The following is a 12,224-nucleotide window of genomic DNA, read 5'->3' on the forward strand; positions in this document are numbered from 1 at the left end:
CGCACGCGCGCACGACGGGGCGAGGCCGGGGCCGTACCGGTTACGGGGCCGGGACGGTGTCCTGGAAGGCGGTGCCCGCCGAGCGGTAGGCGGCGACCTTGGCGGCCACCTGGGCCGGGGTCAGGACCTGGTCCTTGACGTGCAGGACGTAGTCGACCTTCTGGTCGTAGGAGCGCGGGCTCGTCGAGGTCTGGCCCGCCAGGTCGATCAGCCACTGGTTGAAGTTGATCGACATCGGGCGCTCGGGCAGGTAGCGGGCGTCGTGCCGGCCGAACTCCTGGCCGTCGACGTAGTACACGATGCTGGTGTCGTCGATGGTCAGGACGAGGTCGTGCCAGCCGTTGTAGCTGGTCCGGGACTCGGAGTGCTGGTTGACGGCCTCCCAGGGGTCGGGCCGGTAGGTCTCCCACGAGGTGGTGTAGAGGATGTTGGCGGGCTCGCCCCAGCCGCCGTTGGGCAGGTACTCGAAGTCGTACTCGGCGTAGTCGTCGGCCATCGGGGCCTTGAGGTCGTTGATGGTGAAGAAGGTCTGCACGATCCGGTCGCCGTCGGGGCCCGACACCGGGGCGTCGGAGAAGCGGACCCGGGCGGCGTAGGTGCCGTTCTTGAACTTCGTCGCCTGGGTGAGGACCTCGGTGTGCTTGGTGGACTCGCCCGTGCCCGCGGTGGAGGTCCGCAGGTTCATGATCGAGTTGGTGCCCTCCTTGGCGAAGGTCACGTTCTCGGGGGCCCAGGTGGCGCCGGGCACGCCGGGTCCGCCGGCGTTGGAGCGGACGCTCCAGCCGTGGGCGCCGATCGCCGGGTCGGTGTGGCCGGTGTAGTCGAAGTCGTCGAAGAGGGCGGCGCCGGTGGGCGGCGGGGTGGTCGGGTCGGTCGGCGTGGGCGTCGGGGTGGGGTCGTTGCCGGCCGGGGCGGTGCCCCAGACCGGGACGCCGCCGACGGTCGCGGTGACCTTGGTCCAGTTGGCGTAGGCGGTCTGCGCCGGGCCGAAGGAGTAGTCGTCGCTCTGGTTCAGCGGCTGCCAGTTGGAGCGGTGGAAGCGCAGTTGCATGTCGCCGGTGTCCGTGCCGGGGGCGAGCGTGCCGGCCCCGGCGGTGAAGCCGACCTCCAGGTAGCGGTCGGCGGTCGCGGTGGGGTTGGCCAGGGTCCCGAAGGTGCCGGTGACGTTGGCGCAGCCCTTCACGGCCCAGGAGCAGGCGTAGGTGTACGAGGCTCCCGCGTCGGCCTTGAAGTAGTAGCGGACCTTGACCTGGCTGAGCGGGACGCTCTTCGTACCGGTGTTGACCACCTTGAGCCAGGGCTCGACCTGGTCGCTCCCGGTGGCGCTCTGGCGGTACTGGACGGTGACGGCCTCGCCGGCGGCGGCGGCCGGGAGGACGGTGAGGGCGGTGGCGCCGAGCCCGGTCACGGCGGCGACGGCGAGCGCGGCACGGAGACGCGGGGTGCGCGTCCTGGTCTGGTCGCTCATGGGGATTCCTCTCCTCGGAGGTGTCAGGTCTGGGGGACGGGGGTTGCGGTGGAGAGACGGCGCGGCACCCCGAGGGCGTCGAGCCGGGTCCTGTGGTGGCGCAGGCGCTCCTGGAAGCCGGGCCAGTCGTGGCGGCCGGTCCAGACGACCTCCGCGAGGGCGCAGAGCCGGGGGAAGGTGAGGTATTCGGCGTGCGCGGCGGTGGGGACGTACTCGGTCCACAACTGGACCTGGGAACCGAGGACCCGGGCGGCCTCCTCGGGACTCCAGTCGGCCGGGGCCGGGTCGTTGCCGTGGACGGTCCGCAGGTCGACCACCTCGCCGGCCTGGCCGGGCGGCTCGGCGGGGCTGGTGGACTGGGGGTAGTCGAGGTAGGTGGTGCGGTGGGGCGCCATGACGACCTGGTGGCCGCGGCGGACGGCGGTGCGGCCGTGGTCGGAGTCGCGCCAGGGCATGACGGTGAAGTACGCCGGGAGGTCGGCGCCGTTCTCGGTCCAGCTCAGCGGCCGGCGGCCGGCCCGCAGGAGGTGGTTCCCGATCCGCTCCATGAACCAGCCGTGCAGGGCGTCGGGGCCGGACAGCCCCTCCTCGGCGACCCGCCGGAGGGCGTCCGGGGAGGTGTGCCACTCGGTGGTGGGGCACTCCTCGCCGCCGATGTGGACGTACGGGGAGGGGAAGACGTCCATCACCTCGTCCAGGACCGTGCGGCAGAAGTCGAGGGCCGTGTCGTGGACGCCGAGGATGGTGTCGCACACGCCCCACCGGTCCCACACGTCATAGGTGCGGCCGGGGGTGTTGCCGAGCTCGGGGTGGGCGGCGAGGGCGGCGCGGACGTGGCCGGGCATCTCGATCTCGGGCACGACGGTGATGCCGCGCTCCGCCGCGTAGGCGACCAGGCCGGCGAGTTCGGCGCGGGTGTAGGCGCCGCCGTGGGGCGTCCCGCCGATCTCGGTGAGGCGGGGCAGGGCGGCGACCGGCATGCGCCAGCCCTGGTCGTCGGTGAGGTGGAGGTGGAGGACGTTGAGCTTGTGGAGGGCGAGGAGGTCCACGTACCGGCGCAGGTAGGAGACGGGGCGGAAGCGGCGGGCGACGTCGAGCATGGAGCCGCGCCAGGGGAAGCGGGGGGTGTCGGTGATCTGCACGCAGGGGACGGTCCAGGCGACGCCGCCGACGGGCCCGTCGGCGAGTGCTTCGACGGGCAGGAGCTGGCGGAGCGTCTGGACGCCGGCGAGGAGGCCCCGGAGGCCGGCGGCCCGGAGCAGGACGCCCTCGGGGCCGACGGTGAGGCCGTAGCCCTCCTCGCCGAGGCCGGTGAGGGCGGGGTCGAGGGCCAGGACGACGGAGCCGTCCGGGCGGGCGGGCAGCGGCAGGCCGGTGGCCGGGCCGAGCAGGGTGCGCAGCAGCCGGGCCGCGCCCTCGGCGCCGGGGGTGACCTTGAGGGCGGTCGCGGCGTCGAAGGTGAACCGGCCGGGCAGCGGCGAGAGGTGGGTGGGTTCGGGGAGGAGGCGGGGCAGGGGCATCGCGGTGCGTTATCCCTTCACGGCTCCGCCGGTCATTCCGGCGGCGACCCGGCCCTGCAGGACCAGGAAGAGGACGAGGACGGGCAGGGCGAAGAGCGTGGAGGCGGCCATGGTGGCGCCCCAGTCGGTGCCGAAGACGTTGGAGAAGGACGAGAGCCACACGGGCAGGGGGCGGTCGTCCTGGTCCTTGATGATCAGCATGTTGGCGAAGGCGAACTCGTTCCAGGCGGTGATGAATCCGAAGAGCGAGGTCGCGAGCAGGCCGGGGGCGAGCAGCGGGAGGGTCACCCGGCGGAAGGCGGTGGCCCGGGTGCAGCCGTCGACCTGTGCGGCCTCCTCCAGTTCGGCCGGGATGCCGGCCAGGAAGGAGCGGAGGGTGACGACGGTGAAGGGCAGGGTGATCATGAAGTAGATCAGGCTGAGGGTCACGAGCCGGTCGAGCAGGCCGGCGTCCCGGGCGATGACGTACATCGGAATGAGGAGCGCCTCCCAGGGCGCCATCTGGGCGGTGAACACCATGAGGAGGAAGGCGCGCCGGCCGCGCCAGCGCATCCGGGCGACGGCGTAGGCCGCGGCGAGGGCCACCACGAGGGCGAGCAGGACGCAACCGGCGGTCACGAGCAGGCTGTTGCGCCAGAAGATCCAGAAGCCGTCCGCCGCGACGGCGTGCTCGAAGTGCTCCAGGGTGACGGAGAGGGGCAGGAATCCGGGGGTCTCGGACTGGATGTCGCGGGTGGGCCGGAAGGCGGTGAGCACCATCCAGTACACCGGGAAGACGGCCAGCAGGAAGACGATCACGGCGGCGGTGTTCAGGGGGAGCCGCCGCAGGGCGCGGGGGGTCGTCCGGCGGCGTCCCGCCGGGGCGGGGCGGGCGGAGGTCGCCGGCCGGTGTCCCGTGGGGGCGGGGCGTGCGAGGGTCACCGGTCGGCCTCCTGCCGGAGCAACTGGCGGAAGTAGGCGATCAGGACGGCCACGAGGATGAGGACGGTGAGGGTGGAGACGGCCGCCCCGAGGTCGTAGCGGTGCAGGGACTGGGCCACCCGGTAGGCGTAGACGGGCAGGGTGGTCGTCGCCTCTCCGGGGCCGCCCTTGGTGACGGCCCAGATCTGGGCGAAGCAGCGGAAGACCCAGATGACTTCGAGGCAGAGGACCAGGCCGAAGACCGGCCGCAGGAGGGGCAGGGTGACCGAGCGGAAGATCCGCCCGGCGCCGGCCCCGTCGAGCCGGGCCGACTCGTACAGCTCGGCGGGGACGGTCAGGAGCGCCGAGTGCAGGGTGATGGCGACGAAGGGGACCGACTGCCAGACCACGAGCAGCACCAGGACGGTGAAGGCGGCGGGGCCGTCGGCCAGCCACGAGTAGCCCTCGAAGGACTCGAACCCGAGGCGGACCAGGACCCAGTTGACCACGCCCAGGCGGGAGGCGAAGAGCCACTGGAAGACGGTCGTGGTGGCGATGACCGGGCTGGCCCAGGCGAGGACGAGCCCGCTGGTCACCAGGATCCGCATGCGCCGGCCGAGCCGCTGCGTCATCAGGGCGACCAGGGTGCCGATCACCATGATCAGGGCGACGTTGACCAGGGTCCACCAGAGGGTGCGCCGGACGACCTCCCAGAACATGGGGTCGGCCAGGACGGTCCGGTAGTTGTCGAGCCCCGTGAACCCGGCGCCGCCGCGGATGAGTTCCCCCATGCCGTACTCCTGGAAGGAGATCAGCAGGTTGCGGACGAGGGGGTAGCCGAGGAGGAGCGCTCCGCCGAGGACGGTCGGGGCGACGAGGAGGTAGGGCCGGAGGGCCGGCCCGTGGGGACGTCTCACGAGCCGAGGGTCCTCGTGATGCTCTCGGACGCGGTGCGCGCCGCGGCGGCGGGGTCGGTGCCGGTGAGCACGGCGGTCATGTACTGCTTGATCGGGTTGGTGGCCTCGACGGCCGCCCACTGCGGGGAGTTGGGGGTCGCCCTGCCCTGGGCGGCGCCCGCGGCCATGACGGCCGTGCCCTCGTCGTCCTGGACGACCCGGGCGAGGGAGGTGCGGTTGGGGACGTAGCTCATGGTCCTGGCCATGTCCGTCTGCCACTTCTCGCCGGCCAGCGCCTCGACCACCTCGTAGGCGGCGTCGGGGTGGGTGGAGGCCTCGGGGACGATGAAGTCGGAGCCGCCGGTGAAGACCGCGCCGGGCTTGCCGGCCGTGCGGCCCGGGATGGGGAAGAAGGCGAGCTTGCCCTTGAGGGCGGGGTTGATCTCCTCGACGATCTTCGCGCCGCCGGGGACGGCGATGACCTGGGCGACGTCGCCCTTGGCGAAGACCTCGGCCTGCGGGGGCTTGGACTCGTCGGCGTCCTCGGGTCCCTTGCCGAGGGCCTGGAGCTTGCGGTAGAAGTCCATGCCCGCGAGGGCCTGCGGGGTGTCGAGCGCGCCCTTCCACTTCCCGCCGTCCTGGACGGCGAGGTCGCCGCCGGCCTCCCAGACGAAGCCGGAGAGGGTGTACCAGTTCTGGCCGGGGAGGTAGATGCCCTGCGTCTTGCCCTTGTTCAACTTGGCGGTGGTCGCGAGCCACTCCTCCTGGGTCTTCGGCGGGGTGACGCCGGCCGCGGCGAAGAGGTCCTTGTGGTAGATCACGACGCGGCTGGCCCCGTACCAGGGGATGCCGTACTGCTTGCCGTCGACCTTCCCGGGCTCGGCGAGTCCGGGCAGCCAGTCGGCGCCGTTCAGTGCGGCGACCTTGTCGCTGAGGTCGCGGACGCCGCCGCTGGCCGCGTACTGGGCGACCTGGGTGTTGCCGACCTCGATGACGTCCGGGGCGTCCTTGCTGGCGAGGGCGGCCGTGACCTTCTCGCCGATGCCGTCCCACTCCTGGATCTGGATGTCGAGGTCGATGCCCCGGTGCTCCGCCTCGAAGCCGGTGCGGAAGCGGTCGAGGAAGGCGTCGGTGACGCTGTCCTTCATGATCCAGACGGTGACCTTCTCCGGCCCTCCGGAGGCCTTCGGGTCGTCGGAGCCGCCACAGGCGGTGGCGGCGAGCACGACGGTCACCGCGAGGGCGACGGTTCTGCCGAGGGGACGGATGTTCACGGGCACCTCGCTGCTTGTTTGACCAATTGGTCAAGTGGTCAGGCGTGTGAGCAGAAGGTGGCACGGTCCGTTCCGGCCGTCAATCCCCCAGAAAACATGTGCCGTTCACTCGACGACAGGTCAAGGTGCCGGGTTACCATCGGACTTACCAGTTGACCAGTCAGGATCAACTGATCAGTCAGGGAGAACGGCATGAAGGACGGCTCCTCCAGCGGAGTGCTGAAGCGGGAGCGGGTACGGGAACACCTGCTCGGCCTGATCGAGGCGGGCGGCCCGGGCGACCCCATCCCGTCGGAGCGCACCCTCTGCGCCGCCCTCGGCGTCTCCCGTCCCACCCTGCGCGCGGCCGTCGACGAACTCGTCGCCACGGGCGCGCTCGTACGGGAGCACGGCCGCGGCATGTTCGTCGCCCCCGCCAAGATCGTGCAGCAACTCGCCCCGGACGAGGCGGCCTTCGCCGTGCCCCGCGCCTCGGGCACCTGGTCCAGCACCGTCCTGGAGTCCGCCACGATCCGGGCCGGCGCCCGCATCGGCCGCCGGCTCCGCCTCTCCCCCGCCGCCGAGCTGCTCTACGTCGCCCGCCTCCGGCTCGTCGACGGCTCGCCCATGGCCATCGAGCACCTGCACATCCCTGCGGACCTCGTCGGCGCCGCGCTCACCCCGGAGGAGCTGGAGGCGGGCGACCTCTACGACCACCTGCGGGAGCACCACCGGGTCCGGGTCAAGGAGGCGACCCAGTCGATCGAGCCGACCGTCGTCAGCGAGGACGAGGCCGCGCTCCTGGACGTCCCCGTCCTCTCCCCCGCGCTCCTCATCGAGCGGCTCACCCTGGACGCGGAGGGCCGGCCCGTCGAGTACGTCCACTCGGTCTACCGGGGCGACCGGTACCGCATCGTCTCCCGCCTGGACTTCACCCGCGACGGGGTCGTGACCTCCTCCACCGAGGGGGATGCATACTGACCCGCGACGGACGGCGCGGCAGGGAGGGGCGGGCATGGAGCTCAAGCGGGAACGGGTGCGGGAGCACCTGCTGACCGTGATCGACGGCCGCCGCCCCGGCGACGCCATCCCCTCCGAGCGCACCCTCTGCGCGACCCTGGGCGTCTCGCGCCCCACGCTCCGCGCGGCCGTCGACGAGCTGGTGGCGACGGGCCTGCTGGTACGGGAGCACGGCCGCGGCACGTTCGTCGCGCCCGACAAGGTCACGCAGGAGCTGGTCGCCGAGCACCGGGGCGCGGGCGCGCCCCGGAGCCGGGGCGACTGGACGAGCACGGTGCTCGACCTGCGTACGGTACGGGCCGGCGCCCGGATCGGCCGGAGGCTCGCGGTCTCCCCGGCGGCGGAGCTGGTGCACGTGACCCGCCTCCGGCACGTCGACGGCGCCCCGATCGCCCTGGAGCACCTCCACGTCCCCGCCGACCTGGTCCCCGGTCTCACCGCCGCCGACATGGAGGGCGGCTTCTACGCGCACCTGCGCGAGCGGCGCGGCATCCGCACGGCCCACGCGGTGCAGTCGATCGAGCCGACCGTCCTGAGCGAGGAGGAGGCCGCCCTCCTGGGCGTCCCGGTCCTCTCCCCCGCCCTGCTCTTCGACCGGACCACCTCCGACACGACCGGCCGCCCCGTCGAGTACGTCCGCTCCCTCTACCGCGGCGACCGCTACCGCATCGTCTCCCGCCTCGCCCTGGACACCCGCCTCCCCGACCACCCGGCCCCGGGGGCGGGGCGGACGGGGGCGTGGTGGGGGACGGTGGAGTGAGCGGAGCGGGCCGGCGGCAGCGGCAGTGGGAGGCCGCCGGAGGACGGCGACCGGTCGACGCACCGCGGCGAGTAGCCGAAAAGAGCCGACCGCCGATGGCCCTCGCGGGGCCGCCGAGGGCCTTCGCGGGTTCGCGCGGGGTCCCGGCGTCCGCGGTCCCCGGCCTCGACGGCCCGGTGGAGACCCGTGTCCGGCGTGGGCGGGAGGGCGTCGGTCACCTCCGTGGATGCCACGTGAGGGGCGGTGGAGTGACCGTTCTTGTCCCCGGTTCATGGAAAGTGCACGAGGAGGACCGTTCCGTTCCGGGAGCGAACCTGTTCTGATGGTGAGTCAGCGAATGTCGGGTGATTGCCGGCCGTTCGTGACGGGCAGGTTTGGAGGGTTGTGAGGCGGGCACCGTCCGGCCTCGCGGCCGGGGCGGTCGTCGTCACGTACGGGCGCGCGCGGCGCGCCCCCTCCCCCGGGCGGGCCGCCCCCATGGTGGTCCGCATGCCGTGGCGGGCCGAGGAGAGTAGGAGGTCGGTCCCCATGACCGTGCGCACCGTCGAGCCCCCGCAGTTGTGGATGCCCCACCCGCTGCGGGTGAACCCGTACCTGTCGAGCCTGCACCGGGAGAGCGAGACCTGGGCGCGCGAGATGGGCATGCTGGAGGGGTACGGGGAGCTGCCCGGCCACCCGGCCATATGGTCCCGGGCGAAGTTCCACGCCATGACCGTCGACCAGTTGACCGCCTGGACGCTCCCCGACGCCCCGCTGCCCGCCCTCCGGCTCAACCACCGGTTCAACATATGGGCCCTGGCCTGGGACGACCACTTCGCCTCGGCCTTCAAGCAGACCGGTGACCTGCCCGGCGCGCGGCTCTTCACCGCCCGGCTGCACGCCTTCCTGCGGCCAGAGCCCGACGCCCGGCTGCCGGAGCCGGTGAACGCCGTCGAGCGGGGCATCGCCGATCTCCAGCAGCACCTCTTCCCGCCGGGACTCGCCCACTGGCGGCACGACTTCAACCGGGCCCTGGCGAGGTACGTCGACGCGGGGGTCGAGGAGCTGGCCAACAGCCGCACCGGCCGCGTCCCCCACCTGATCGACTACGCCCCGTTCCGGCGGGAGAGCTTCGCCGCCCACACCGCCCCCTACTCCGTCGAGCTGGCGACCGGCGCGCGCATACCCGAGCAGATCCGGCACGGCCGGACCGTCCGCGCCCTCCTGGACGCCTTCATGGACTTCATGGGCCTCGCGAACGACATCGCCTCCTACGAGCGGGAGGTCCACGAGGAGAACGACGTCAACAACCTGGTCGTGGTGGTCGGGGCGTCCCTCGGGATCGCCCTCCACGACGCCGTGCCCGCCGCCCTGAACCTGGTGAACGCCCGGCTGCGGGACTTCGAGCACCTCCGGCGGAACGAGGTGCCGCTCCTGGTCCGGCGGGCCGGGCTCGACCCGGCCGAGCAGGCCGAGCTGGAGGCCTGGCTCCGGGGGGCCTGCGGGTTCCTGTCCGGGATCCACGCCTGGTACACCGGCGCGCCCCGCTACACCGCCTCGGACGTCTCCTTCCAGGAGTGACGGCGGCGGGGGGTCCGGACCCCCCGCCGCCGTCGGCTCCTACCGTCCGCCCAGCAGGCGCTTCACGCGCGTCCACCACGAGGCGCGGGCCTCGGGCCGGCGCGCCCCCGCGGGGGCGCCCGCCGGAACCGGCGGCACCGGCGGGACCCCGTCGCTCTGGACGGGCGGGGCCGGGAGCGGGGCCGGGCCGTCGTCGGCCCGGGGAGGACGCGGGGAGAAGCTCACGGGCAGCGCCGTCAGGTGCCGGGCCCAGGTGCTGGAGCGCCAGGCGAGGCTCTCCTCCGGTACGGAGAGGGCCACGTCCGGCAGCCGGGTGAGCAGGATGTCGATGCCGGCGTCGGCGATGATGCGGCCGATGTCCTGACCGGGGCACTCGTGCGTACCGGCGCTGAAGGACAGGTGCGCCCGGTTGTGGTGCACGGGGGCCGCGGGGTCCGGCCGGATCGTCTCGTCGACGTTCCCCGCCGCCAGGCCGAGGAGGAGCATGTCCCCCGCCTTGATCTCCTGTCCGCCGAGGGTGGTGTCGCTGTTGGCCCAGCGGCCCGGGCACACCATCAGCGGCGGCTCGTCCCAGAGGACCTGCTCCACGGCCTCGGGCAGGGTCATCTGACCGCCGGCCAGCGAACCGCGGAACCGGGGGTCGGTGAGGACCATCCGCAGGACGTTGGACATGAGGTTGGCGGTCGTCTCGTATCCGGCGAGCAGGATGAGGCGCAGGTGGTGCTGGACCTCCTCGTCCGTGAGGCCGGCGGGGTGGGCCATCAGGGCGGAGGCGATGTCGTGCCCCGGGTGGGCGCGCTTGGCGGCGACGAGCCGTTCGAGGCTCTCCAGGACGAAGGCGTTGCTGGCGAGCGACGTCTCGGTGGCCTTGAAGAGGTCCCGGGCGGCGTGCACCAGCTCGGGGGCCTCCTCGTCCGTCATGCCGAGGAGGTGGATGAGGGTGAGCATGGGCAGGTGCTCGGTGAACTGCCCGACCAGCTCGGCCTCGCCCTTCTCGCAGAACCCGTCGATCACCTGGTGGGCGAAGCGGGTGATGTGGCGGCGGACGCCCCGGTGGTCGAACTGGCTGAGGCCGGCCGTGACCGCTCCGCGCAGCCGCTGGTGCTCCTCGCCGTCCGCGCAGACGCAGTCGGGGCGCCAGCCGATCATCGGCATGAGCGGCGAGGTGGCGGGGTCGATCTCCCCGCTCCGCCAGCCGTGCCAGACGCGGGGGTCGCGGGAGAACTGGGTCGGGCGGCTGGCCACGTCCCGGTTCTCCAGGTACCCCAGGACGAGCCAGGCGCGCACGTCGCCGTCGAGCAGGACGGGCGCCACCGGGCCGTGGGCGGCCCGCAGTTCCTCGTAGAGGCCCATGGGGTCCGTGGCCGCCGCCTCGCCGTAGAGCCGGGTCGCCCCGTCGGTCCCGGCGACGGCGTGGGCCGGGCAGCCGGGGGGCGGGATCCGGCCCGCCTGCGCGGTGGCGTGTTCGGCGGGTGGGAAGGTCATGCGGTCTCCTGGGCGGCGACGAGGGTGTGCAGGTAGTCCATCAGCGAGAGCAGGGCGTCGCGGCAGGACGCCCGGTCCCGTGCGTCACAGGTGACGAGGGGCACGGATTCGCCGAGGGCCAGGGCGGTGCGCAGCTCCTCCACGGGGTACTGCGGGGCCTCCGGGAAGGTGTTGACGGCCACGACGAAGGGGACGCGGCGGTCCTCCAGGCGGGTGATGACCTCGAAGCAGACCTCGATCCTGCGCGTGTCGACGAGGACCACCGCGCCGAGCGCCCCTTCGAAGATGCCGTTCCACAGGAACCAGAAGCGCTCCTGTCCCGGGGTGCCGAACAGGTAGAGAACCAGCTCCTGGTTGATGCTGATCCGTCCGAAGTCCAGCGCGACGGTCGTGGTGTTCTTGCCTTCGGCGCCGGGGTTGTGGTCGATCCCGACGCCCGCCTGCGTCATGGTCTCCTCGGTGGTCAGGGGCGGGATCTCGCTCACCGTCCCGACCATGGTCGTCTTGCCGACGCCGAAGCCGCCGACGATCACGACCTTGACGCCCCTGGCGCTGTGCGGCAGCAGCTTGTCGGTGCCGCGCGGGCCGGGAACGAGCGTGTCAGAGCTTGCGTAGTCCATGGATCACCGCCTCCAGTAGGCCGCGTTCGGGGAAGGCCGCCACCGGCACGGGTGCGATGGCCTCGACCCGTTCGTTCTCGACGAGTTTGACGAGCAGCACGGTGACGACGCTGAACGGAAGGCTGAGGTAGGCCGACAGCTCGGCCACCGAGAGCGGGTACGCGCACATCGTGAGGATGGCGGCCTGCTCGGGTTGCATCGAGGGGTCGGGCGCCGACCGCGCCACGATCAGGGTGACCAGGTTGAAGCCCTTGGGCGAGGAACCGGAGCCGCCGGTGATGACGTAGAGCGGAACGGGGTTGCCTTCATTCCAGGGGCCCGGATTCTCCGATGTCACATCGCCTGCCTGACGTCCTGCCGGGGCGGGCTGGTCATGTGCTGGCCGATCCGGGCCACCAGCGTCCGCATGCGGTCGCCGAGCAGTCCGGCGTCCACCTCCTGGTCGGCGAGGACCGCGAGGTAGGCGCCGGGGCCGGCCGCCATCAGGGAGAAGTAGCCTCCGTCCGCCTCGATGCCGACCATCCGCGTGGAGCCGTCGCCGTGCGGGAACATCTGGGCGATGGCCCGGGCCAGGCTCTGGATGCCGGAGCAGGCGGCGGCGATGGCGTCGGCGGTGTCGGGCGCCGTGTTCGCCTGCCCGATGCTGAGTCCGTCCGCCGAGAGGATGACCACGTGGCGTACGAACGGAACGCTGTTGACGAGCTCCGTGAGCATCCAGTCCATGTTGGGCAGTGGCTGCATG

12 protein-coding genes are annotated in these 12,224 nt (G+C 72.6%); 3 read left to right on the forward strand and 9 right to left on the reverse strand.

The genetic code is table 11. The features are described from left to right. Positions 1-40: 40 nt before the first annotated feature. Genes ACFYNX_RS02325 through ACFYNX_RS02345 form a run of 5 tightly spaced genes read right to left on the reverse strand, consistent with a single transcriptional unit; the run spans position 41 to position 6,058 of the window. Positions 41-1,468 (reverse strand): cellulose binding domain-containing protein, encoded by a 1,428-nt coding sequence (locus ACFYNX_RS02325; protein WP_388656750.1) that lies wholly within the window; start codon positions 1,466-1,468, stop codon positions 41-43. A 23-nt stretch (positions 1,469-1,491) separates the two neighbouring features. Continuing rightward, entirely contained in the window at positions 1,492-2,988 is a 1,497-nt protein-coding gene (locus ACFYNX_RS02330) for a beta-N-acetylhexosaminidase (RefSeq protein WP_388656753.1), read from the reverse strand. Positions 2,989-2,997: 9 nt separating this feature from the next. Further along, positions 2,998-3,909: a carbohydrate ABC transporter permease gene (locus ACFYNX_RS02335; RefSeq protein ID WP_388656755.1), complete on the reverse strand. Its 912-nt coding sequence runs from the start codon at positions 3,907-3,909 to the stop codon at positions 2,998-3,000. Beyond that, positions 3,906-4,805 carry a carbohydrate ABC transporter permease gene (locus ACFYNX_RS02340; protein WP_388656758.1) on the reverse strand — a complete coding sequence of 300 codons (900 nt, stop codon included), beginning with the start codon at positions 4,803-4,805 and terminating at the stop codon, positions 3,906-3,908. Before ACFYNX_RS02340 ends, ACFYNX_RS02335 begins: the two co-directional genes overlap by 4 nt. Further along, on the reverse strand, positions 4,802-6,058 hold the full coding sequence (locus ACFYNX_RS02345; RefSeq protein WP_388656761.1) for an extracellular solute-binding protein: 1,257 nt from the start codon (positions 6,056-6,058) through the stop codon (positions 4,802-4,804). The genes ACFYNX_RS02340 and ACFYNX_RS02345 overlap by 4 nt, the downstream gene beginning before the upstream one ends. A gap of 192 nt (positions 6,059-6,250) precedes the next feature. On the opposite strand from ACFYNX_RS02345, the gene ACFYNX_RS02350 reads away from it, so the two are divergent. The 3 genes from ACFYNX_RS02350 to ACFYNX_RS02360 all read left to right on the forward strand — a co-directional run bounded on the left by ACFYNX_RS02350 (position 6,251) and on the right by ACFYNX_RS02360 (position 9,377). Further along, positions 6,251-7,018, forward strand: coding sequence for a GntR family transcriptional regulator (locus tag ACFYNX_RS02350; protein WP_125668240.1), 768 nt, complete (start codon positions 6,251-6,253; stop codon positions 7,016-7,018). A gap of 34 nt (positions 7,019-7,052) precedes the next feature. Further along, on the forward strand, positions 7,053-7,817 hold the full coding sequence (locus ACFYNX_RS02355; protein ID WP_388656763.1) for a GntR family transcriptional regulator: 765 nt from the start codon (positions 7,053-7,055) through the stop codon (positions 7,815-7,817). 528 nt (positions 7,818-8,345) lie between these two features. Beyond that, positions 8,346-9,377, forward strand: a complete 1,032-nt coding sequence (locus ACFYNX_RS02360) for a hypothetical protein (protein ID WP_388656766.1) — start codon at positions 8,346-8,348, stop codon at positions 9,375-9,377. A gap of 39 nt (positions 9,378-9,416) precedes the next feature. On the opposite strand, the gene ACFYNX_RS02365 is transcribed toward ACFYNX_RS02360, so the two are convergent. The 4 genes from ACFYNX_RS02365 to ACFYNX_RS02380 are packed head-to-tail and all read right to left on the reverse strand — an operon-like array spanning position 9,417 to position 12,223. Continuing rightward, the gene (locus ACFYNX_RS02365) at positions 9,417-10,862 is read right to left on the reverse strand and encodes a cytochrome P450 (RefSeq protein WP_388656768.1); all 1,446 of its coding nucleotides are present in this window, start codon (positions 10,860-10,862) and stop codon (positions 9,417-9,419) included. Continuing rightward, complete coding sequence (locus tag ACFYNX_RS02370) at positions 10,859-11,482, reverse strand: ATP/GTP-binding protein (protein WP_125668279.1); 624 nt, start codon at positions 11,480-11,482, stop codon at positions 10,859-10,861. The genes ACFYNX_RS02365 and ACFYNX_RS02370 overlap by 4 nt, the downstream gene beginning before the upstream one ends. Then, the gene (locus ACFYNX_RS02375; protein WP_365540493.1) at positions 11,463-11,819 is read right to left on the reverse strand and encodes a DUF742 domain-containing protein; all 357 of its coding nucleotides are present in this window, start codon (positions 11,817-11,819) and stop codon (positions 11,463-11,465) included. Before ACFYNX_RS02375 ends, ACFYNX_RS02370 begins: the two co-directional genes overlap by 20 nt. Then, entirely contained in the window at positions 11,816-12,223 is a 408-nt protein-coding gene (locus ACFYNX_RS02380; protein ID WP_260607026.1) for a roadblock/LC7 domain-containing protein, read from the reverse strand. Before ACFYNX_RS02380 ends, ACFYNX_RS02375 begins: the two co-directional genes overlap by 4 nt. Position 12,224 lies beyond the last annotated feature (1 nt).

This window comes from Streptomyces sp. NPDC007872, assembly GCF_042868165.1.
Classification (GTDB): domain Bacteria; phylum Actinomycetota; class Actinomycetes; order Streptomycetales; family Streptomycetaceae; genus Streptomyces.